Consider the following 20,591-nt stretch of genomic DNA (forward strand, 5'->3'; position numbering starts at 1 on the left):
GTTCTCGCCCTTGACGAAGGCCAGCCACTGGCTGCTGCCGATGTCGAAGTGGTAACCGGCGCTGGCGCCCAGGGTGGTGTAGCCGTCGGTGCCGCTTTCGTTGTCCGGCACGCGACGCTGGCTGGCGGCGTGTTCGACATCGATGCGCGCCTGCCAGCGGTCCAGTTCCCACAACAGGCCGCTGTTCAGGCGCAGCGGGGCGATGCGCGGCAGGGCTTCGCCGTTGTCCAGGTTCTTGGCGCGGGTGTAGTCGCCGGACAGTTCCAGGGCGAACTTGCCGTAGGCGCTTTCGCCGAGCTTCCAGTGATCCTGCGCTTCGATACCGGCAAACCGTGCGCGGACCCCGGAGTAGGTGTATTCCGGCATGCCGCCGGCGTCTTCCTCGCCTTCATCGTTGAGGGTGCGGCCGCTACCGAGCAGCCCGATGTAGTTGGAGAAGTGGCTGTAGAACACCCCGACGCTGCCTTTGTGGGTGCCGTTGTCGAAACGCAGGGCCAGGTCGCTGGACACGGCTTTTTCCTTCGACAGGTTGGCGTCGCCGACTTCATAGGTGCCGGTGGCCACGTGGGCACCGTTGGCATACAGCTCGTAGAAGGTCGGGGCGCGTTCGGTGTAGCCCAGGGTGGCGGCCACGGACCAGATCGGCGTCAGGGTATAGACCGCGCCGGACGACAGGCTGCCGGCGGTGAAGCTGTTGGAGCTGTCGGCCTGGCTGAAGCGCTCGTTGCCTTTGCTGTCCGGGTCGACGCGGGTGTGTTCCAGGCGTCCGCCGAGGCTGAGTTTCAGGCGTTCGGTGGCCTGCAGCTCTTCGAGGATGAACAGTGCGGCGCTGTCGGTGTCGGTCTGGGGCACGAAGGCCTCTTCGCCGAGCGCGGAAAACTCGCTGCGGCTGACCTGGGTGCCAATCACCCCATTGAGCGGGCCGAGGGGCTGGTGACGGGCTTCGACACGGGCTTCGTAACCCTTGTTCTTGAAGATTGTGCCAGTCTCGCCGCCTTCGATTTCGCGGTGCTCGTAATCGGTGTAGCCGGCATCGAATTTCAGCGAGCTGAAAGGGCCGTCGAGGTTGCGCAGTTCCGAGGCGAAGGCATAGTGGTCCTGCTTCATGCGGATGCGCACGTCCTCTTCGGCGGGCGAGCCGTAGTTGGAGTCGTAGTTGCTGTAGGACAGCCCGGCGTAACCGTCGTCCCAGGTGTAGGAACCGCCGATGGCGCCGCCGTCCTGACGACCGTCGCTGTTGCCCAGGCGACCTTTCTTGCCGTTGCCGTCTTCACTCGGCGGGGCGTGGCGGCTGCGGGCGTAGCCGGGGATTTTCAGGTCGTTGAACTGCCGCGAGTTGGCGTCCAGGTGCAGGGCGAAGGTGCCGTTGCCGGCTTCCAGTTTGCCCGCGCTGCTGCGGGTGGTGTCGGCACCGCCGTAGCGCAATTCACCGGCACCGTGGATGCCTTCGATGGCTTCGGTGGGGATGCGGTTGTCGAAGGTGTTGACCACGCCGCCGATGGCGCTGCCGCCATACAGCAGGGCAGCCGGGCCACGGACGATCTCGATACGGTCGACGTTGACCGGGTCCAGCGGCACCGCGTGGTCGTAGGACAGCGACGACGCATCCAGGGCGCCGACGCCGTTGCGCAACAGGCGAATGCGATCGCCATCCAGGCCGCGAATGATCGGCCGGCTGGCGCCCGGGCCGAAGTAGGACGAGGACACGCCCGGCTGTCTATTCAGGGTTTCGCCGAGGCTGCCTTGCTGTTGCAGGGTCAGGTCGTCGCCTTCCAGCACCGTGCTCGGCGCCGCCGTTTGCTGGCTGCCCAGCGGGTTGGCGGTGATGACCTGCGGTTGCAGCTCTAGGGCGTGGGCCTGGGAAGCGAGCAGCAAGGCGGCGGACAGCGGCGTCAGGCGCCAGAGTAGAGAGCGAGAAGGGCGGTGGGCAGAGAGGGACATCGGTCATTCCTTGGCAAGCGCGGGGCTGTGTGCTTTGAGTCAAAAGAGAACAGGCGTGACACGGCGAGGTGTCTGGATCAGGGGGTTGTTTTGTATTGATACAATATAACATCTCTCTTGGCGCGAAAAGGAAGGAACTTTTCCAGGAGAGGGGGCATTCGTTCCGATGTAGCCGCTGCCGCAGGCTGCGATCGAGCGGAGCGCTCGCGGCGATCTCAGGTGCATGAGCGCCTTCGGCGCTATCGCAGCCTGCGGCAGCGACTACAGTTGATGAGTGTTCGCCCTTCCACCGGATCGAACCCTCGGCTAAGGTGCGCGACTTCCTTTTTTCTCTTGCTCAAAGGCCCGGCATGACTGCAACGAACAACGACCCGCTGCACGGCGTCACCCTGGAACAGATCCTCAAGGCGCTGGTGGAACATTACGAATGGCAGGGGTTGGCCGAGCGCATCGATATCCGCTGCTTCAAGAGCGACCCGAGCATCAAGTCGAGCCTGACCTTCTTGCGCAAGACGCCCTGGGCGCGGGAGAAAGTCGAGCAGCTGTACGTGAAATTGCAGCGCACCAAACGCCCGCTCTAAGGACCTTCGATGGCTGTCGAGCCGGTTTTTCCTTCAGGCGGCAAACGGCTGTTCACCGCGCTGGCTGCATTGCTCGGCTGGGCGGGGCTGACGATCCAGCTGTACCTGATCCTCCATTTGCGCTGGACGGTGGATGCCAGCCTGCTGGGCGGGCTGATCAACTTTTTCAGTTTCTTCACCGTGCTCACCAACACCCTGGTGGCGGTGGTGCTGACCTGTGCCCTGAACCTGCGTAGCTCACGGGGGCAGCGGTTTTTCCTGCAACCCTGGGTCAGCAGCGGTATCGCGGTCAGCATTCTGCTGGTGGGGCTGGCGTACAGCCTGTTGCTGCGTCATCTGTGGCATCCCCAGGGTTGGCAGTTGGTGGCGGACGAGTTGCTGCACGACGTGATGCCGCTGCTGTTTCTCGTCTACTGGTGGTGCTGCGTACCCAAGGGCCGCCTGGGGTTGCGGCATGTCGCCGGGTGGATGCTCTACCCGCTGCTGTATTTCGCTTATGTCCTGCTGCGCGGGCATGTGCTGGGGCTATATCCCTATCCTTTTGTCGACGTGGACAAGCTGGGCTACGCGCAGGCGTTCGTGAATGCGTTGGGGATTCTGGCGGGGTTTGTGCTGGTGGCGCTGGGGATTGTCGGGCTGGATCGTTGGTTGGGGCGTCGCCGGGCTTGAGTATGCGGTGACTGGAAGGGGGTCATCGCGGGCAAGCCTCGCTCCTACAGACAAGCGCAATCGTGTAGGAGCGGCCGGTCGACGCTCGATTGCCCGCGATAGGCGGCAAAGCCGCTGTTTATTCTTCTTCGCTACTGTCCAGGCGCCAGTAACCGGCGGCCTTCACGAACGCGTCGTCGAGTCGGTGCTCGTCCAGCAGCACCCGGCGAATCTGCCGCGAGACTTTGCTTTCCGTGGCGACCCAGGCGTACAGCTTGCCGCTCGGCATCTGTAGCCCGCGCACGGTGCTGAGCAGGTCCTGCTGGCCGCCGTCGCGCTCGACCCAGATCACCTCGACCTGCGCTGCGCTCTGCAGCACCTGCCGCTCGGCGGCGTCCTGGACCTCGATCACCGCCAGTACCCGGCGCCCGGCCGGCAGTTCTTCCAGGCGCCGGGCAATGGCCGGCAACGCGGTTTCATCGCCGATCAGCAGGTAGCTGTCGAAGATGTCCGGCACGATCATCGAGCCGCGGGGCCCGCCGATATGCAGGAACTGGCCGGGCTTGGCCTGTTCGGCCCAGGTCGAGGCGGGGCCGTCGCCGTGCAGGACAAAATCGATATCCAGCTCGCCGATATCCAGGTCGTAGCGCCGTGGCGTGTAGTCGCGCATGGCCGGCATCACGCCGTTGTCCTTGCCCGGGCCCAGTACCAGGGTTTCCAGGGCGGCCTGCTGTTCGGCGTTCTGCGGGAACAGCAGCTTCACATGATCGTCGCTGCCCAGGCTGATGAAGCCCGCGAGTTCCGGCCCGCCCAGGGTGATGCGGCGCATGCGCGGGGTCAGGTCGACCACCCGCAGCACTTCCAGGCGGCGGCGTTTGATCTCGTGGCTGACCCGATGAATCGTTGGCGAATTGTCTGCGCTCATTCAGCTGACTCCTGGGTAGAAGGGGTGGCCGGGCCGTCGACGATGGCGCGGGCGGTGTTGTTCAGCAGGTCGCGGACCCGCACGATTTCTTGCGGGTTCCAGCGGCCGTGGTGCATCTGCAGGGCGTGGCGCAGGTTATGCACCGCCTCGTGGATTTCCGCCGGGCGATCATGGCCGCGCAGCGAGCGTTTGCTGACGTCGATGCGCATGCGCACGCCGTCCAGGGCAATCGCCTGGTCCTGTAATGACAGACGGCCGGCCTCGGTCACGCTGTAGCGTTTTTTCCCGCCTTCGGCATCGCCGCTGATCAGTTCGCTTTCTTCGAGGAAGGTCAGGGTCGGGTAGATCACGCCCGGGCTGGGGCTGTAGGCGCCATCGAACATGCCTTCGATCTGGCGGATCAGGTCATAGCCGTGGCACGGCTGTTCGGCGATCAGCGCCAGCAACAGCAGCTTCAGGTCGCCGGGGGCGAAGACCCGCGGGCCGCGGCCGCCGCGTTCGCGCCCGGGGCGTTTCTCGAAACCGTCGTGGCCGTCGCCGTACTCGCGGTGGGGATGGTGGTGTTCTCTCATTTTCTCTTTCTCCTGTTTGGTTAAGACATAACTTAAGATATATCTTAAATGCCGCGCAAGTACTTCCGTGGCAGCCAGACCTGCCGTTTGTCGGAGAATGGAGTTGAGAAGCATTCTTGTAGCCGCTGCCGAAGGCTGCGATAAGGTCCGGAGGACCTTTTGAGGGCCTCAAGAGCACGCCTCCTGCGGAGAGCGGCTACAGGCAGCGGTTATTGGACGGCGGGAGGATTCAGCGTTGCGCCAGGCTGCCCAGGCATTGGGTGTTGCTGCCCGGTTGCAGGTACGGCGTGAGGATCGGCGCCATGCCCTTGAGCACCTGGACCGGCAGGGCCGAGGTGAATTTGAAGCCTTGGGCCGAGGCGCCCGGTACATAGGCGGTCAGGGTGCCGAAGTGGTGTTCGCCGATATAGAACACGAAGGTGGCGGTGCGGTTGATGGATTTCGAACTGAGAATCCGTCCGCCGGAACCGACGGCCTCGATGCGGTTGTCGCCGGTGCCGGTCTTGCCGCCCATGGCCAGCGGGGTGCCGTCGGCCAGCTTGAAGCTGCCGGAGAGGCGCTTGGCGGTACCGGCATCCACCACTTGCGACAAGGCGCCGCGCAGCGCGGTGGCCACTTGCGAAGGCATCACCCGCTTGCCCTCGGCCGGGTCGTTGACCAGCTTGGTTTCATAAGGCGTATCGGCGGCGAAATGCAGGCTGTCGATGCGCAGGGTCGGCATGCGCACGCCGTCGTTGAGGATGGTGCCGACCAGTTCGGCCAGCGCCGCGGGGCGGTCGCCGGAGCTGCCGATGGCGGTCGCCAGCGAGGGCACCAGATGGTCGAAGGGATAGCCGACTTTCTGCCAGCGCTGGTGAATGTCGAGGAACGCCTCGATCTCCAGCATGGTGCGGATGCGGCTGTCGCGCGCGCTCTTGTGCCGGCTCTTGAACAGCCAGCTGTAGACCTCCTGGCGCTCGAATTCGCTGGCTTTGACGATCTCGCTGAACTTGGCGTCGGGGTTGTTCAGCAGGTAGCCGAGCAGCCACAGGTCCAGCGGGTGCACCTTGGCGATATAGCCCTGGTCGGGCAGGTCGTAGGAACCGGGGCCGTAGCTGTAATAGAGCTTGTCCAGGCGTTCGTCGGTGAGTTTTTCCGTGAGCTTGGCGCCCTTGAGGTGCGAGCGAATGAAACTGTTGAAACTCTCCTGGCTGGCTTCCGGCAGCAGGTAGCGGTGCACGGCGGCCAGGCGGATCGGCGTCGGGTGCATGCTGTCGAGGAAGGTGTCCAGCCGCGCCTGGGTGTCCTTGTTGCGGTACTTCTTCCAGAACCGCAGGAGGAAGGAAGTGCCTTCGCGGTCGGCGAACTTGGCCAGGTATTCCTGGCGCCGCGGGTCGCCGTCATCCTTGAGCAGGTTGGCGCTGTTGCTCGGGCCGGCGTAGGTGCTGTAGCGCACCAGGTCGCGCATCAGGCGGATGAAGGGCAGGTTGATGGACTCGCGCAGGGCGTCGCGCAGGGTCGGCATGCGGCCGTTGTCTTCCTTGCGAAAGTTATGAAAGGTGTGCAGCCCGCCGCCGGTGAAAAAGCTCTCGCCGGGGCTGGCCGAATATTTGCGGTCCAGGGCCGCCTCGAGCATTTTCGGCAGGCTGCGATCGTTGTTCTGGATCAGGTAGTCCACGGCCCAGCGGCTCAGGCGATCCTGTTCGGCGATCTCGACTTTCTTCAGCACCGCCGGGGTTTCGGCGCCGTACTGCTCGTACAGTTCGGCAATGATTTGCAGGTAGGTGGTCAGGACCCGCAGCTTGGCCGTGGAGCCCAGCTCCAGCTTGCTGCCTTCGTTGATGTCGAAGGGCTGGTCGGTGCTATCGGTCTGGACCCGCACCCGCGAACCGTCCGGCGTCAGTTCGAGCAGGGTGAAGCTGTAGCGCACCTGGGTGGTGCTGGTCGGCGTCAGCAGGCGTTCGCCGAGCAGGCCGATCTCGCCGGCGAACACCGGGTCGGCCAGGTGCTTGAGGTACTCGGTGGCCTGGCGTTGCAGGTCGCTTTGCAGGGTACTGGTGGCCGACAGATCGAGGCGGTCGAGGTCGTACAGCGGCCGGTTGAGCAGGCCGGCCAGGCGGCTGCGGGCGACGCTGATGCCCTTGTTGGTCTCGATCGGCTGGATCGTCGGTTCCTGTACCCAGTCGCGGAAGGTGGCCTTGCTGGCCAGGGCGGCGGCCGACAGCGGCGTATCGATCACACCGTTCTGGGTCAGCAGGCGGATATGGCTGTCGGTGAGTTCGGCCAGTTCCCGGCGGCCCTTGGACAGGTAATGCGAAGGCCGGCGCTGGGCGATCATCAACGACAGCACCTGGCGCAGGGCCAGTCCACGTTGCGCCAGGCTCTGCGGATCGCTGGCGGTGCTCGCCAGCTGCTCGTTGACCTGGGTGAAGTCGGCGCCATACCAAACCCGCAGCCCTTCGGCCATGCCGTGCACTTCACCGTGGCCGGGCACCGCCGACAGCGGCACGCTGTTGAGGTAGTCGCGGATGATGCGTCGCCGCGCCTCGAGGGTCTGCTGGCCGCCCTGGTAGGCGCGCACGCTGGCGGAAATCATCTGCCGGATCTTTTCCGCGCCGGACACGGTCAGGCCGTCCGGCGAGTGCCGGTACTTTTCCAGTTGGGTCGCCAGGGTGCTGCCGCCCGCCGTCTGCCCGGGCAGGTGCAGGAGCTTGGCCACCTGTGACCAGGCAGCCTTGCCGAAGCGCGGCCAGTCCACCGCCGGGTTGGCCAGGGGCTGCTCGGGGTCGAGCAATTCGCGGTTCTCGATGAACAACAGGCTGCGCACCATCACCGGCGGGATGGCGGCAAAGTTCGAGTAGAGCTGTTGCGGGTACTTGAATTGATAGAGCGGCGCCGCGCGGCAATCGGTGATCGACAGCCCGGCCTGAATCTTCTCGGTATAGGGTACGAAGAAGCCGTTTTCGCTGTAGTTCATCAAGGCGGGGGAGAAGCGGGTCTGGGCCTCCACCACGTAACCGCGCTTGAGCAGGCGCGCGAGGAAATCATCCAGGGCGCTGTAGCCCAGGCGTTTGTCGAAGGGGCCGGCGCCGGGGTAGACGATGGCATCGCTGGGCCCGGGCGCCATGGCGTAGTTCAGGTCCGCGGCGAACTTGCTGAGTTCGCGCGCCTGCAGTTTCGAGGTGCGCATTTCCTTGGACGCGGCAAAGCCGAGGGCGACCAGCGCCATCAGCAGCAATAGCCAGAACAGCCGCCACCAAAGCCGGCTGGAATGGGACTTTTCAGGGATAGGCGCTTCTTCCACGCGATCAGTTGGCACTACATTTTTACTCGAATCGGTCTGTCGCAAAGCACCCATAGTCGACTGATCCATTCACGCAAATTGATCGGACTTGTCTGAAGCTTAGACGGTGGTGGGCAATGGTGAAAAATTTGTGATCGACCTGAAAGCATTCACCTCCCCCTGTAGGAGCGAGCTTGCTCGCGATAAACCCGAGGGCGCCGCGATGCTTCGGATACACCGCGTCATCGTTGACGACCATCGCGAGCAAGCTCGCTCCTACAGGGGGGGCGAGGCGAAAGAAGCCTGAGATAGAGCCATCACGACCGGTAAATAGGTCCTAGGTAGGGGCATGACGCTGCACCATGGCTGTGCAATACTCGGCGCCGTTCAAAAATGACAAACGGCAAAAAATCCAGGTAATGCCACTCCGCAAAACCCGAAGATACCGAGATTTCTCTCTGAATTTAGCTGTTTATAGAGTGAAAAAGCCTGCCGTCAGCTTTTTATACTGCACGCCCCACTGATCTTGCAGGATTTGTCCTACAAGACGTGTCGGCCCACAAGGTCGATCCGATCTGGCAGGTACGGGTTATCCGTCCGCGCCTTACAGACTCGGTGGCTCACATCCAATAACAAGATGAGGTTGTACCCTATGCCAGTTGGCAACCACCTGCCCCAAGGCGAGACCGCTCAAGGCGGCCCGCTGAAACGCGAACTCGGCGAACGGCATATTCGCTTGATGGCGCTCGGCGCCTGTATCGGTGTCGGCCTGTTCCTCGGTTCGGCCAAGGCCATTGAAATGGCCGGTCCGGCCATCATGCTGTCCTACATCCTCGGCGGCCTGGCGATTCTGGTGATCATGCGCGCCCTCGGCGAGATGGCCGTGCATAACCCGGTCGCGGGTTCCTTCAGCCGTTACGCGCAAGATTACCTGGGCCCGCTGGCGGGCTTCCTCACCGGCTGGAACTACTGGTTCCTGTGGCTGGTGACCTGCGTCGCGGAAATCACCGCGGTGGCGGTGTACATGGGCATCTGGTTCCCCGATGTGCCGCGCTGGATCTGGGCCCTGGCGGCCCTGGTGAGCATGGGCTCGATCAACCTGATCGCGGTCAAGGCCTTCGGTGAGTTCGAGTTCTGGTTCGCCCTGATCAAGATCGTCACCATCATCGCCATGGTCATCGGTGGCATCGGCATCATCGCCTTCGGTTTCGGCAATGACGGCGTGGCGCTGGGCATTTCCAACCTGTGGACCCACGGCGGTTTCATGCCCAACGGCGTGACCGGTGTGCTGATGTCGCTGCAGATGGTGATGTTCGCCTACCTGGGCGTAGAGATGATCGGCCTCACCGCCGGTGAAGCGAAGAACCCGCAGAAGACCATTCCCAACGCCATCGGCTCGGTGTTCTGGCGCATCCTGCTGTTCTATGTGGGCGCGCTGTTCGTGATCCTGTCGATCTACCCCTGGAACGAAATCGGCACCCAGGGCAGCCCGTTCGTGATGACCTTCGAGCGCCTGGGCATCAAGACCGCCGCCGGTATCATCAACTTCGTGGTGATCACCGCCGCGCTGTCGTCCTGCAACGGCGGCATCTTCAGCACCGGGCGCATGCTCTACAGCCTGGCGCAGAATGGCCAGGCCCCGGCCGGTTTCGCCAAGACCTCGAACAACGGCGTACCGCGTCGCGCGTTGCTGCTGTCGATCTTCGCCTTGCTGCTGGGTGTGCTGCTCAACTACCTGGTGCCGGAGAAGGTGTTCGTCTGGGTGACCTCCATCGCCACCTTCGGCGCGATCTGGACCTGGGTGATGATCCTCCTGGCCCAGCTCAAGTTCCGCAAAGGCCTGAGCGCCTCGGAACGTGCCGGGCTGAAATACCGCATGTGGCTGTACCCGATCAGTTCCTACCTGGCCCTGGCGTTCCTGGTGCTGGTGGTGGGGCTGATGGCCTACTTCCCGGACACCCGCGTGGCGCTGTATGTGGGCCCGGCGTTCCTGGTGCTGCTGACGGTGCTGTTCTACCTGTTCAAGCTGCAACCGAACAATGCCCAGCAGGGTGCGGTGCGTTCGGCGTCGTAACCCCATCAGGCGATAACACAAAAAGCCCCGGTCATTGACCGGGGCTTTTTTATGCGGGCGATATTGCTGCGGTTCCAGGTTTTAGTGTTGTGACCCTCCGTTCACCGCAGCCCGATCGCCGGTGCGCGGTCAGCTCCCCAACAGCCCGGTGGTGTCCGCATCGAACGCCGCTTTCGCTCGCTGGGCGGCGGGCGCCAGCAAGGCCAGCAGCGCGGCCTCGCTGTACAGCTTGGTGCTCGCCAGGTGCTTGGGCGTCGGCTCGATCGGGATCAGCACGTCTTCGTCGCTGGCGTGCAGCCAGATCGCCACCACCTGCAGCGCCGAGACAAACAACACCCGCAGCTCGAAGGTCCGGCCTTTGAGGTGCGGCGCCTGTTCCGCCAGGTTCAGCGCGTTGACCGTGGCCGACGCCAGGGCGCCGTGGTTCAGGGACGAGAACTCGACCTGGCCAGCGATCTCGGCCAGTTGGGCGTCGGCAATCGACACCCCGTCGCTGAACACCAGGTAATGCCAGTCCCCCAGCGTCGCCTGTTGCAGGCCTTTGCCTTGGGCCAGGTCTTCCAGGCTCAGCGAGTAGCCGCGGTAGGGCTCGGACAGGCTCACTTTACTGGCGGTGGCCTGGGCGAACTGGCGGTTGACGCCGAAACCTTTGCTCTGCAGGGCGGCCTGGAGAGCCGGGCGCAGTACCTGAGCGCCGTTGGCAGGTGCCTTGGGATAAGTCAGTTGCATGCTGCCCTCCTTAGTTTTTCCGAGTGAAGTAGGTGGTGGTCCAGTTGCCGCCGCCGTTGTACGAACGGGGGAAGGTGTTCAGGGCGCGGGTCGAATAACCGTAGATGGAATCCGCAATCAGCAGGTAGCTGCCGTTGGTGCCATAGATCGCCAGGAAGTGCGCGCCGCCGCCAAACCAGGCACAGCGCAGGCCGACGGGGCGTCCCATGTTGATCTGGTTGTCGATGGCCGACAGTTGGATCGAACCCTGGCTCATGCCACCAAAGCTGCGGGTGGTTTGCAGGGCCGAGTCCAGGTAGCCGTACACGTTGCACGGCCCCGGCTGGTTGCAGCAGGTATTGCGCCCCAGTTGCGCGTTGGCGACCCCGCATTGAGTCCAGGAACCGGTGCGGTAATAGTTGCCGACCGAGGCCGACAGCGCGGCCCAGCACCAGTTGGTCTGAGTTTGCTGCTGAATGCTGAAGTTGAGGCTGGCGGCCAGGGCGGCGTGTTCCGCGCTGTCGTCGACTTCGCTCAGTCCGGCATCGAGCAGGGTGCCGACCAGGCACTGTGGCAGTGCTTGTGCAGGACCTGTGCGGGTAAAGGGTGTGTCTTCAAGGGTTAACATTTTCATCCTCCATGAGTGAAAACAAGCGTCCAGCTTGTGTCGTTGTTGCGTATTGCGATGAAGCGGTTTTCTGAGGCCCGTGACCGGCCTGCGGGGTTCGCCATCCTCGATGGCCTGCTCCGGTCGGGCTCAGGGGTAACCTTAGCCGCAATATGCATTTGTGCAAATTAAATTATGCATTGATGCAATTTGTTGCGGGCAAGCAGCCAGGCGAGGAGAGGCCAGGGAGGCGGCTTGCACGACAACGGCCCATGCCGGCCGGCTTGGATGCCGCACGTCTGAAAGAGCGCTGGATCAGCGATTTCGCCAATCGATGGGCAGAAAAACCTGCCATACAAGTTGAGCGATATTCAACGCGGGAGAGTCACCCATGAGACTCTTATGGAAGGGAATCTCCAGATACACGGTGATCGGCATCGCCAACACCTTTATCCACTGGCTGGTGTTCTTCTTGCTGAGCCTGGTGGCGGGCCTCAGCCAGGCGCTCAGCAACCTGGCGGCCTTTTGCGTCGCGGCGTCGTTTTCTTTCTATATGAATGCGCGTTTCACCTTCGCCGCCAGGAGGTCGATCGGCGGCTATCTGCTGTTCCTGGGCGGCATGGGCGCGCTGAGCCTGGGTGTCGGGCATGCCGGGGATGTGTGGCGGCTGCCCGGCTTGCTGACGGTGCTGGTGTTTTCCGCCCTGAGCCTGGTGGCGGGGTTTCTGTTCGCCAAGTACCTGGTGTTCCGCGAGTGTGAGCCATGAAGATCTCGCTGATCGTTCCGGTCTTCAATGAAGAGCAGGCCATCGGCCTGTTTTACCAGGCGGTGCGTCGCGAGTTGCGCTTCGAGCAGGGCGAAGTCGAGATCGTGTTTATCAACGACGGCAGTTCCGACCGCACAGCCGAGGAGGTCAAGGCCCTGGCGCAGGTGGACGAGCAGGTGCTGCTGATCAACTTCTCGCGCAATTTCGGCAAGGAGCCGGCGTTGTTCGCCGGGCTGGAACACGCCACTGGCGATGCAGTGATTCCCATGGACGTCGACCTGCAGGACCCGATCAGCGTTATCCCGCGGCTGATCGAGGAGTGGCAGAAGGGCGCCGATGTGGTGCTCGCCAAACGCCGCGGGCGCGCCGCCGACAGTTACCTGAGGCGCTGCAGCGCGGCGCTGTTCTACCACCTGCTGAACCGGATCGCCTACACCCGGATCGAGGAAAACGTCGGCGACTTCCGGCTGATGGATCGCAAGGTGGTCGATGTGATCCGCACCCTGCCCGAGCACCAGCTGTTCATGAAGGGCGTGCTGTCGTGGGCCGGCTTCACCACGGTGGTGGTGGAGTACGAGCGCGCCGGGCGGGTGGCGGGCAACAGCAAGTTCAATGGCTGGAAGCTGTGGAACCTGGCGCTGGAAGGCATCACCTCGTTCAGCACCGTGCCGTTGCGATTGTGGACCTACGTCGGTGGCGGCATCTCGATTTTCGCCGTGCTCTACGCGGTGTACATGGTCCTGGACAAGATCTTCTTCGGCAACAGCGTGCCCGGCTACCCTTCGTTGATGACCGCCATTCTGTTTCTCGGCGGCGTGCAGTTGATCGGCATCGGCATTCTCGGCGAGTACGTCGGCCGTATCTATATCGAGGCCAAGCATCGGCCGCGCTACGTGATCAAGGACGTCATCGGCGGCAAAGACCGCCTGGGGCTCTAGCATGGACAGAATGGGCAGTTTGCTCAGCGGGGAACTCGGACGCCGCCAGGTCTGGCTGTTTTTTCTGTTCGCCACCATGTTGTATGTGCTGCCGCTGATCCTCGCCGACTTTCCCTATATCGATGACAACTGGCGTTCGCTGTCGGCCGGCACCGCCTGGACGGAGCAGGGGCGGCTGTTTACCGAACTGTTCTACAACGCCCTGACCTTCAGCGGCGCTGCGCCGAACATCTTTCCCTTGCCGCTGCTGATCGCCACGCTCGCCATGGCCTCGGCACTGACCCGCCTGACTTTCCATTACTACCCGCAACCGACGGCGGCCTGCTGCATGGTGCTGTTGCCGCTCTGGTACAACCCGTTCTTTCTGCAGAACCTGTCGTATCAGTACGACGGCCCGGCCATGGCCTTGAGCCTGGTGGCGGTGATCTTCGCCATCACCTATCGCAACCCGTACCGCGTGCTGCAATGGCTGGTGCCGGCCTTGCTGGTCGCGCTGGCCATCGGGCTGTATCAGATCAGCATCAACGTGTTCCTGGGCCTGTGCTGCCTGGAGGTGATCCGCGGCGCCAATGACAAGACTGCCTGGCCGCGCTGGTGGGAAATGATCGGCTGGAAGATCGCCCAGGCGGCCCTGGGCTGGATGATCTATTGCGTCACCGCCTACCCCTTCATGGATCAGACCCGCACCTTGCTGTTGAACTGGTCGGCGCAGCCCTTGCTGCAATTGCAGGTCAACATTGGCAGGGTGCTGGAAAAAGTCGTGCTGCTGTTTCACGGCGGGTTCGCCTGGGTGTTCGCCGCGCTGGCGCTGTGTGCCCTTGCCGGTTGCGTGCGGCTGGGGATGAACCTGTTCAAGCGGCCGGACAGCGGCCTGAAAAAGGTCGTGATGGCGCTGGTCTGCCTGCTGGCATTGCCGCTGGTGATTGTGCTGGTGTCGGGGATCGCGCTGTTTTTCCGCGACTTCAATGAAGGCGCCCGGACCTTGATGGGCTTCGCGCTGCTGTTGGTGTTGCTGTTCTATCTGGGCCACCTGGCGTTGGCGGCGCTCCATGAGCGCTTGCCGCTGCTGCTGATGGTGCCGCTGCTGGCGATGTTGTCGCTGTCGTTCGCCTATGGCCGGGTGCTGACAGTGCAGAAAACCCTGGCGGCCAGCGCGCTGTCGAGCCTTGAGCGCGACATCACCAGCCACCCACAGTTGCGCGAGGCCAAGCGCATCTATATGTCGGTGACCTATTCCGATCACTGGCTGCTGGCGGCCGCGGGCTCGTTCAAGCAGATGCCGGTGCTGCACTACCTGCTGAATATCGACTTCTTCATGCTGGCGGAGAACCTGCCCAAGGTGGGCATTGCCAACGTGGTCGCGGAAAGGGAGCGGCGCAATGCGACCCTGGCCGGTTACCAGGGCTATCCACCGCTGGTGGACAGCCGCTATTACCGGATCTACCTGCTGGGGGACTACGGTTTTATCGTCATGAAGGAACCGGCGCCGATCAAGACGCTGCATTGGTGAGCGCCAGTCAGGCTAGATATCGATAATCACCAGGGTGCCGTGGCTGCCGGGCAGCACCGCATGAGGCAGCCCGGCTTCGACCAGGTACATCTGGCCTGCGTTCACCCTCACCTCACTGCCGGCAATGCCCAGGCGCAGGCAGCCATGGGTCACCAGCAGGGCTTCGTTGTAGTCGTGGCTTTCTTCGGCGTGGGCCTGTTGGTCCATGCGCAGCACCTTGATGCGCGCCGGCCCGACCTGGCCCACCACGGAGGACTTCCAACTGGTGGGCAACTGGCTGGACAGCGAATCGAATGACAGCAATGGCATGTGGAACTCCCAAAAGTCAGGGGTGCTGCGGTCTGCTTTCGGTGGTCCGGTCAAGCATCATGGGGGCGTTTTTTCAGAACTCGTCCATCAGCAGCACACGGCATTCCCTGGCCTGGAACGCATTGATCTGCGGCACCAGGCGAGTGAAGTGCTCGGTCTGGCAATGGGCCTTGAGCGCCGCGCGGTCTGGCCATTGCTCGATAAAGATGAAGTGCCCCGGGTCTTGCTGGTCGACGAACAGGTCGTAGGCGATGCAGTCCGGTTCCTGGCGGGTTTTCTCCAGCAGTTCGGCGTACCAGGGGCGCACGGTGTCGAGGTGTTCGGGTTTGATGAAGTCTTCGGCGATGACTTTGAGCACGGGTTTGCGTCCTTTGCCTATCGATGAATAACGCCCCGCCGCGCGGGCGGGGCGTCGAGGGTGACTGGTCAGGCCGCGGCTTCGCTGTTGGGCTCGAAGCTGTCGGCGCGCGCCAGCTGCCACATGCGCGAATAGAACTCGCCCGTGACCGCGCCGGTGAGCAGTTCGCCGGGCTTGAGGAACACATGCAGCTGCGAGAACAGCTTGATCTCGGTGGCCGACATGCGTCGCACCAGGTGCCTGGCTTCCAGTTGCGACGGGTGATTCAAGCCCGCGGCGGCAAGCATTTCGGCCAGGGCCTTGAGGGTGTTGCGGTGGAAACTGAACACCCGTTGCGCCTTGTCCGGCACCACCAGCGCGCGCTGGCGCAGGTTGTCCTGGGTGGCGACGCCGGTCGGGCATTTGTTGGTGTGGCAGCTTTGCGACTGGATGCAGCCGATGGCGAACATGAAGCCGCGCGCCGAGTTGGCCCAGTCGGCGCCGATGGCCAGCACGCTGGCGATATCGAAGGCGCTGACGATCTTGCCGCTGGCGCCGAGCTTGATCTTGTCGCGCAGGTTCAAACCCACCAGGGTGTTGTGCACGAACAGCAGGCCTTCGCGCATCGGCGCGCCGATGTGGTCGGTGAATTCCACCGGTGCCGCGCCGGTGCCGCCTTCCTTGCCGTCGACCACGATGAAGTCGGGGAGGATGCCGGTTTCCAGCATGGCCTTGGCGATGCCCATGAACTCCCACGGGTGGCCGAGGCAGAACTTGAAGCCAACGGGCTTGCCGCCGGACAGCTCACGTAGCTGCTGGATGAAATGCATCATCTCGATCGGCGTGGAAAAGGCGCTGTGGCTCGATGGCGAGATGCAGTCCTCGCCCATGCGGATGCCACGAGTGTCGGCGATTTCCTGGGTCACCTTGTGCTTGGGCAGGATGCCGCCGTGGCCGGGCTTGGCGCCCTGGCTCATCTTGATTTCGATCATCCGCACCTGCGGGTTCTGCGCCTGCTGGGCAAAACGCTCCGGGTCGAAACGGCCGTCGCTGGTACGGCAACCGAAATAGCCGCTGCCCAGCTCCCAGGTCAGGTCGCCACCGTTTTCCCGGTGATAGGGGCTGATGCTGCCTTCGCCGGTGTCATGGGCGAAGTTGCCGAGCTTGGCGCCCTGGTTGAGGGCGCGGATGGCGTTGGCGCTGAGGGAGCCGAAGCTCATGGCCGAGATGTTGAACACCGATGCCGAGTAGGGTTGCTTGCACTGCGGGCCGCCGACCGTGACGCGGAAGGTGCTCGGGTCGCTCAGGGGAGCCGGGCGCATGGAGTGGCCGATGAATTCGAAACCCGACTGGTAGACGTCGATCAGGGTACCGAACGGCTTGTCGGCGCTTTCGTTCTTGGCCCGCGAATAGACCAGCGAGCGCTGGGCCCGGGAGAAGGGCAGGGCGTCGCTGTCGGACTCCAGCAGGTACTGGCGGATTTCCGGGCGGATACCTTCCACCAGATAGCGGATATTGCCCAGGATCGGGTAGTTGCGGCGCACCGCGTGGGGGCTTTGCAGCAGGTCGAAAATGCCCAGCAGGCTGAGCAGGAAGGTGACCAGGGTGAATGGCCAGAGCCAGTCATGTTCGAGAAAGGGCAAGCTGGCGAGGGTGAAAATCACGCAGGCAGCAAAGAAGGCGTAGCGGCTCAGGAGGGACAGGCTCATACGGTTTCCTTGGTTCGGACTCTATAGATTTCGTTTTTGGGTACTCATTCTTCTTGTGTGGCCAACGATCTTGTTGTTGTAGAGAACGGCCGTGGCGCAGCAGCTGTGCGCACATGGCAGCTTCAGGCGTCAGGCATTCTGCGCCTGGAGAAAAATCCAAAACAGCTCGGACCGGGACTTGATGCCCAGCTTGTCGTAGATGTGTTTCTTATGGACTTTCACGGTTTCGGCAGAGGTTTGCAGCTTACGAGCGATCTCCTTGCCGGAGCAACCGCTGAGCATCAAGTGCCCGACCTCTCCAGTTCGCGGGCGGTCAATTGCATGCTCTTGAGGCGTTGCAGCGAATCTTCCAGGTGATTGCGCCAGTTGCCCCGGCATTCGGCGAACACCCGCGTGGCTGTTCGTTGAGCGCTTTGGGCAAGCGTGAGCGCCTGGAGCCGGGCGTTGCCGAGGGCGATAGACGATTGACAGCTTTCCTTATTGCAACTGGTTCTCGTTTCCATGATTGAATAATGTTACTGTATAACGCAATTCGGCCTTAGCTATCCCCTGGAGACTCCCATGAAAGCCAATATCCATCCTGCCTACCGCACCGTGCTGTTCCATGACACCGCCGCCGACGTGTACTTCCTGATCGGTTCCACCGTGGACACCGACCGCACCCAGCGCCACAGCGATGGCAACACTTACCCCTATGTCGCCCTCGACGTCTCCAGCGCCTCGCATCCGGTCTACACCGGCCAGCAGCGCAAGACCCAGTCCGAAGGGCGGATCGCCGGCTTCAACAAGCGTTTCGCATCGTTCGGTTCGTCCGGCAAGACCGGCAACGCTTGAGGGCCCCGGCCCTTGCCGCGTACCCGCTCGTTCCTGCATCGCTGCAGGAGCGGGCGGTTCCACTTTTCCATTTCCCTCTTTATTCCGGCCCGTCCATGGAAGGCCTGGGTGGCCAGCGCTTCGTCCCGCCGCCCGAGGCGCCGGGTGTATGGAAAAAACAGCGGCCGACTGTGTCGTGACGACGACTCGCCAGTCATGGGATCCTTGCCGCCTCGCGTAACCGATCCAGGTTTTTCATGACTCTTTCAAGCGCCACATCCCCCCTTATCCGTATCGCCGCGGCCCTGTTGATCGGCCCCGACGGCCGTACCCTGCTGGTGCGCAAGCGCGGCACCCAGGCCTTCATGCAGCCAGGCGGCAAGATCGAGCCGAGCGAGTTGCCGGCCCAGGCCCTGGCCCGTGAACTGGAAGAGGAACTCGGGCTGCGTATCGCCCCGGCCGACGCCCGTTACCTGGGACGTTTTTGCGCACCGGCGGCCAACGAGCCGGGTTTTGTGGTCGAGGCCGAATTGTTTCGTCTCGAACTGGACACCGACGAGGTTCGGCCCGCGGCGGAAATCGAGGAGGTCCGCTGGATCGATCCGGAGGCTGGCGACGAGCTCACCCTGGCCCCATTGACACGCGACCTGATCTTGCCGTTCTATCGCGCCTCGCAACTGGCCTCGGCCTGATTTTTCAAGGACAAAGGATTGCCCATCATGATTCCCCTTCACGACATGTTGATCTTCATCGCCGCAGCCTTGCTGATGGTGCTGACCCCCGGCCCCAACATGATCTACCTGATCTCCCGTTCGATCTGCCAGGGCCGCCGGGCAGGCGTGACCTCGCTGGTCGGCGTGGTGGCCGGTTTCTTCGTTCACCTGTTCGCCGCGGCGGTCGGCCTGACCGCGGTCTTCATGGCGGTGCCGGTGGCCTATGAGGTGCTCAAGTGGGTCGGCGCCCTGTACCTGATGTGGCTGGCCTGGCAGGCCCTGAAGCCGGGCGCGCGTTCGCCGTTCGAGGCGCAGCAGCTGCCGCCGGACTCGTCGCGCAAGCTGATCCTGATGGGTTTTCTCACCAGCGCCCTGAACCCGAAGATCGCGGTGTTCTACCTGTCGGTCTTTCCCCAGTTCATCAGCCCGGAACACGGTTCGGTGTTCACCCAGAGCATCATCCTCGGCCTGACCCAGATCAGTGTGAGCTTCAGCGTCAACCTGCTGATCGCGCTGTTCGCTTCGGGAATCGCCGCCTGGTTCGTGCACAACCCGCTGTGGCTGGCGACCCAGCGTTATTTCATGGGCTTCGTGCTGGCCGGGCTGGCGGTGCGTCTGCTGCTGGAACAACGCCAGACGGCCTGATCCTTTCATTCACCCGCGAGCCCGGGGCCTCGACCAACCATGTCCATCCAGCACCTCGATGCCAGTCACGCCGCCGCCTACCGCGCGCTGATGCTCGAAGCCTATGAACGGCATCCGCAGGCTTTTACCTCCAGCGTCGCCGAACGCGCGGCGATGCCCCTGAGTTGGTGGGAGTCGCGGCTGAGCAGTCCGCTGGACCTGTTGCTGGGGGCCTTCGAGGGTGGCGAGCTGGTGGGCATCGTCGGGCTGGCGTTCGAGGTCCGGGAGAAAGCCCGACACAAGGCCACGCTGTTCGGCCTGTATGTGGCGCAGCCTTATCGCCACGGCGGCCTGGGCTACCGGCTGGTCCAGGCGCTGCTGCGGGAGGCACGCCAACGCCCCGGGGTGCGGCTGGTGCAACTGACCGTCACCGCTGGCAACGAGGCCGCGCTGGCGCTGTACCAGCGCTGCGGTTTCGTCCAGTTCGGCCTGGAGCCGCTGGCGGTGCGGGTGGGCGTCGAGTACTTCGACAAACTCCACCTGTGGCGTGAAGTCGTCTCCCCTCTCTGAATTCCCCCCGTTCCTCCAGGCTGATGCGGCTTTTCAACGTACCGCGCTGACCCCGTCCAGGGTCGAGAACGAAGTGTCCTTGGCGGTCAGCAGGAAGTCGCGCATATAGGGCGCATCCAGCATGTCGGCACGGATCGCCGCGTACAGCGTGGCGAACAGGCCTTTTTCCCCCAGGCGCTTGGCCTTCACATAACCCCGTGAGCTGTATTCATGCAGCGCCCAGTGAGGCATGCCGCACACACCACGGCCGCTGGCCACCAGCTGCATCATCATCACCGTCAGTTCCGAGGTACGGACCTGGGCCGGCTCGATGTCGGCCGGTTCCAGGAAGCGGGTGAAGATATCCAGGCGGTCGCGCTCCACCGGGTAGGTGATCAGGGTTTCGCTGAGCAGGTCTTCCGGAACGATGTAGGGCTTGCTGGCCAGGCGGTGCTGGTTGGCCACTGCCAGCATGGCTTCGTAGGTGAACAGCGGCACGTAGGTGATGCCCGCCAGTTCCACCGGGTCGGAGGTCACCACCAGGTCCAGGTCGCCGCGGGCCAGGGCCGGCAGCGGGGCGAAGGAGAAACCCGAGGCCAGGTCCAGCTCGACTTCCGGCCAGGCATCGCGGAACTGGTCGATGGTCGGCATCAGCCACTGGAAGCAGCTGTGGCATTCGATGGCCATGTGCAGGCGGCCCGCGGTGCCGCCGGCCAGGCGGGAAATGTCCCGCTCGGCTGCGCGCAGCAACGGCAGGGTGGCGTCCGCCAGTTGCAGCAGGCGCAGGCCGGCGCTGGTGAAGCGCACCGGCTTGGTCTTGCGCACGAACAGCGGCATGCCCATGCGCTCTTCCAGTTCCTTGAACTGGTGGGACAGGGCGGACTGGGTCAGGTGCAGGCGTTCGGCGGCTTCGACCAGGCTGTCGGCTTCGCGCAGGGCGTGCAGGGTCTTCAGGTGACGGATTTCGAGCACCAGGGTCTCCATGAGTAAATTTTGTGATCAACA

Annotated in this window: 20 protein-coding genes and 1 pseudogene; 10 read left to right on the forward strand and 11 right to left on the reverse strand. The window is 63.3% G+C overall.

The features are described 5' to 3' along the window. The coding region (locus DK261_RS04850; RefSeq protein ID WP_110175484.1) for a TonB-dependent receptor at positions 1–1,941 on the reverse strand (1,941 nt) is incomplete at its 3' end. A 350-nt stretch (positions 1,942–2,291) separates the two neighbouring features. Between DK261_RS04850 and DK261_RS04855 the strand changes: the two genes are divergently transcribed. Continuing rightward, positions 2,292–2,522 (forward strand): VF530 family DNA-binding protein, encoded by a 231-nt coding sequence (locus DK261_RS04855; protein ID WP_007923118.1) that lies wholly within the window; start codon positions 2,292–2,294, stop codon positions 2,520–2,522. A gap of 9 nt (positions 2,523–2,531) precedes the next feature. Further along, positions 2,532–3,191, forward strand: coding sequence for a Pr6Pr family membrane protein (locus DK261_RS04860; RefSeq protein ID WP_038634841.1), 660 nt, complete (start codon positions 2,532–2,534; stop codon positions 3,189–3,191). A gap of 118 nt (positions 3,192–3,309) precedes the next feature. On the opposite strand, the gene DK261_RS04865 is transcribed toward DK261_RS04860, so the two are convergent. The 3 genes from DK261_RS04865 to DK261_RS04875 all read right to left on the reverse strand — a co-directional run bounded on the left by DK261_RS04865 (position 3,310) and on the right by DK261_RS04875 (position 8,004). Next, positions 3,310–4,095: a siderophore-interacting protein gene (locus DK261_RS04865; protein WP_038634838.1), complete on the reverse strand. Its 786-nt coding sequence runs from the start codon at positions 4,093–4,095 to the stop codon at positions 3,310–3,312. After that, the gene (locus tag DK261_RS04870; protein ID WP_028683298.1) at positions 4,092–4,667 is read right to left on the reverse strand and encodes a PadR family transcriptional regulator; all 576 of its coding nucleotides are present in this window, start codon (positions 4,665–4,667) and stop codon (positions 4,092–4,094) included. The genes DK261_RS04865 and DK261_RS04870 overlap by 4 nt, the downstream gene beginning before the upstream one ends. 229 nt (positions 4,668–4,896) lie before the next feature. Next, complete coding sequence (locus DK261_RS04875) at positions 4,897–8,004, reverse strand: transglycosylase domain-containing protein (RefSeq protein ID WP_110175343.1); 3,108 nt, start codon at positions 8,002–8,004, stop codon at positions 4,897–4,899. 577 nt (positions 8,005–8,581) lie between these two features. Between DK261_RS04875 and DK261_RS04885 the strand changes: the two genes are divergently transcribed. Next, positions 8,582–10,003 (forward strand): amino acid permease, encoded by a 1,422-nt coding sequence (locus tag DK261_RS04885; RefSeq protein ID WP_038634833.1) that lies wholly within the window; start codon positions 8,582–8,584, stop codon positions 10,001–10,003. Positions 10,004–10,132: 129 nt separating this feature from the next. Here DK261_RS04885 and DK261_RS04890 read toward each other — a convergent pair whose 3' ends face one another. Continuing rightward, a complete protein-coding gene (locus DK261_RS04890) occupies positions 10,133–10,732 on the reverse strand; it encodes a hypothetical protein (protein ID WP_009050597.1) in 600 nt (199 codons plus the stop codon). A gap of 10 nt (positions 10,733–10,742) precedes the next feature. Beyond that, positions 10,743–11,339, reverse strand: a complete 597-nt coding sequence (locus DK261_RS04895) for a papain-like cysteine protease family protein (RefSeq protein ID WP_009050596.1) — start codon at positions 11,337–11,339, stop codon at positions 10,743–10,745. 370 nt (positions 11,340–11,709) lie between these two features. Between DK261_RS04895 and DK261_RS04900 the strand changes: the two genes are divergently transcribed. Genes DK261_RS04900 through DK261_RS04910 form a run of 3 tightly spaced genes read left to right on the forward strand, consistent with a single transcriptional unit; the run spans position 11,710 to position 14,532 of the window. Further along, positions 11,710–12,084 carry a GtrA family protein gene (locus tag DK261_RS04900; protein ID WP_009050595.1) on the forward strand — a complete coding sequence of 125 codons (375 nt, stop codon included), beginning with the start codon at positions 11,710–11,712 and terminating at the stop codon, positions 12,082–12,084. Then, positions 12,081–13,022, forward strand: a complete 942-nt coding sequence (locus tag DK261_RS04905; protein ID WP_009050594.1) for a glycosyltransferase family 2 protein — start codon at positions 12,081–12,083, stop codon at positions 13,020–13,022. Before DK261_RS04900 ends, DK261_RS04905 begins: the two co-directional genes overlap by 4 nt. A gap of 1 nt (position 13,023) precedes the next feature. Beyond that, the gene (locus tag DK261_RS04910; RefSeq protein WP_110175344.1) at positions 13,024–14,532 is read left to right on the forward strand and encodes a glucosyltransferase domain-containing protein; all 1,509 of its coding nucleotides are present in this window, start codon (positions 13,024–13,026) and stop codon (positions 14,530–14,532) included. 12 nt (positions 14,533–14,544) lie between these two features. Here DK261_RS04910 and DK261_RS04915 read toward each other — a convergent pair whose 3' ends face one another. From DK261_RS04915 to DK261_RS04930, 4 genes and pseudogenes are all read right to left on the reverse strand, one after another. Continuing rightward, positions 14,545–14,841, reverse strand: a complete 297-nt coding sequence (locus DK261_RS04915) for a cupin domain-containing protein (protein ID WP_016703458.1) — start codon at positions 14,839–14,841, stop codon at positions 14,545–14,547. A gap of 73 nt (positions 14,842–14,914) precedes the next feature. Continuing rightward, entirely contained in the window at positions 14,915–15,199 is a 285-nt protein-coding gene (locus DK261_RS04920; protein ID WP_016703457.1) for a putative quinol monooxygenase, read from the reverse strand. Positions 15,200–15,267: 68 nt separating this feature from the next. After that, positions 15,268–16,887: an FMN-binding glutamate synthase family protein gene (locus DK261_RS04925; RefSeq protein ID WP_028683290.1), complete on the reverse strand. Its 1,620-nt coding sequence runs from the start codon at positions 16,885–16,887 to the stop codon at positions 15,268–15,270. A gap of 129 nt (positions 16,888–17,016) precedes the next feature. Then, positions 17,017–17,207 (reverse strand): annotated as a pseudogene (locus DK261_RS04930) (response regulator transcription factor); the annotation flags it as partial. Positions 17,208–17,448: 241 nt separating this feature from the next. Here DK261_RS04930 and DK261_RS04935 point away from each other — a divergent pair. From DK261_RS04935 to DK261_RS04950, 4 genes are all read left to right on the forward strand, one after another. Continuing rightward, entirely contained in the window at positions 17,449–17,721 is a 273-nt protein-coding gene (locus DK261_RS04935) for a type B 50S ribosomal protein L31 (RefSeq protein WP_016703453.1), read from the forward strand. Between the two features lie 236 nt (positions 17,722–17,957). Then, complete coding sequence (locus tag DK261_RS04940) at positions 17,958–18,392, forward strand: NUDIX domain-containing protein (protein ID WP_110175345.1); 435 nt, start codon at positions 17,958–17,960, stop codon at positions 18,390–18,392. A 27-nt stretch (positions 18,393–18,419) separates the two neighbouring features. Next, positions 18,420–19,058, forward strand: coding sequence for a LysE family translocator (locus tag DK261_RS04945; protein WP_110175346.1), 639 nt, complete (start codon positions 18,420–18,422; stop codon positions 19,056–19,058). A 39-nt stretch (positions 19,059–19,097) separates the two neighbouring features. Continuing rightward, positions 19,098–19,607: a GNAT family N-acetyltransferase gene (locus tag DK261_RS04950; protein ID WP_110175347.1), complete on the forward strand. Its 510-nt coding sequence runs from the start codon at positions 19,098–19,100 to the stop codon at positions 19,605–19,607. A 33-nt stretch (positions 19,608–19,640) separates the two neighbouring features. Here the strand turns inward: DK261_RS04950 and metR are convergent, their stop codons facing one another. Next, complete coding sequence (metR, locus tag DK261_RS04955; protein ID WP_009050584.1) at positions 19,641–20,558, reverse strand: transcriptional regulator MetR; 918 nt, start codon at positions 20,556–20,558, stop codon at positions 19,641–19,643. Positions 20,559–20,591 lie beyond the last annotated feature (33 nt).

It is taken from the genome of Pseudomonas sp. RW409, from assembly GCF_003184125.1.
Taxonomy (GTDB): Bacteria; Pseudomonadota; Gammaproteobacteria; order Pseudomonadales; family Pseudomonadaceae; genus Aquipseudomonas; species Aquipseudomonas chlororaphis_I.

Bases quoted from the DNA above. Each gene is read 5' to 3' on its own strand.
- DK261_RS04855 (WP_007923118.1), top strand. From the start codon at position 2,292: ATGACTGCAACGAACAACGACCCGCTGCACGGCGTCACCCTGGAACAG.
- DK261_RS04860 (WP_038634841.1), top strand. From the start codon at position 2,532: ATGGCTGTCGAGCCGGTTTTTCCTTCAGGCGGCAAACGGCTGTTCACC.
- DK261_RS04865 (WP_038634838.1), bottom strand. From the start codon at position 4,095: ATGAGCGCAGACAATTCGCCAACGATTCATCGGGTCAGCCACGAGATC.
- DK261_RS04870 (WP_028683298.1), bottom strand. From the start codon at position 4,667: ATGAGAGAACACCACCATCCCCACCGCGAGTACGGCGACGGCCACGAC.
- DK261_RS04875 (WP_110175343.1), bottom strand. From the start codon at position 8,004: ATGGGTGCTTTGCGACAGACCGATTCGAGTAAAAATGTAGTGCCAACT.
- DK261_RS04885 (WP_038634833.1), top strand. From the start codon at position 8,582: ATGCCAGTTGGCAACCACCTGCCCCAAGGCGAGACCGCTCAAGGCGGC.
- DK261_RS04890 (WP_009050597.1), bottom strand. From the start codon at position 10,732: ATGCAACTGACTTATCCCAAGGCACCTGCCAACGGCGCTCAGGTACTG.
- DK261_RS04895 (WP_009050596.1), bottom strand. From the start codon at position 11,339: ATGTTAACCCTTGAAGACACACCCTTTACCCGCACAGGTCCTGCACAA.
- DK261_RS04900 (WP_009050595.1), top strand. From the start codon at position 11,710: ATGAGACTCTTATGGAAGGGAATCTCCAGATACACGGTGATCGGCATC.
- DK261_RS04905 (WP_009050594.1), top strand. From the start codon at position 12,081: ATGAAGATCTCGCTGATCGTTCCGGTCTTCAATGAAGAGCAGGCCATC.
- DK261_RS04910 (WP_110175344.1), top strand. From the start codon at position 13,024: ATGGACAGAATGGGCAGTTTGCTCAGCGGGGAACTCGGACGCCGCCAG.
- DK261_RS04915 (WP_016703458.1), bottom strand. From the start codon at position 14,841: ATGCCATTGCTGTCATTCGATTCGCTGTCCAGCCAGTTGCCCACCAGT.
- DK261_RS04925 (WP_028683290.1), bottom strand. From the start codon at position 16,887: ATGAGCCTGTCCCTCCTGAGCCGCTACGCCTTCTTTGCTGCCTGCGTG.
- DK261_RS04935 (WP_016703453.1), top strand. From the start codon at position 17,449: ATGAAAGCCAATATCCATCCTGCCTACCGCACCGTGCTGTTCCATGAC.
- DK261_RS04940 (WP_110175345.1), top strand. From the start codon at position 17,958: ATGACTCTTTCAAGCGCCACATCCCCCCTTATCCGTATCGCCGCGGCC.
- DK261_RS04945 (WP_110175346.1), top strand. From the start codon at position 18,420: ATGATTCCCCTTCACGACATGTTGATCTTCATCGCCGCAGCCTTGCTG.
- DK261_RS04950 (WP_110175347.1), top strand. From the start codon at position 19,098: ATGTCCATCCAGCACCTCGATGCCAGTCACGCCGCCGCCTACCGCGCG.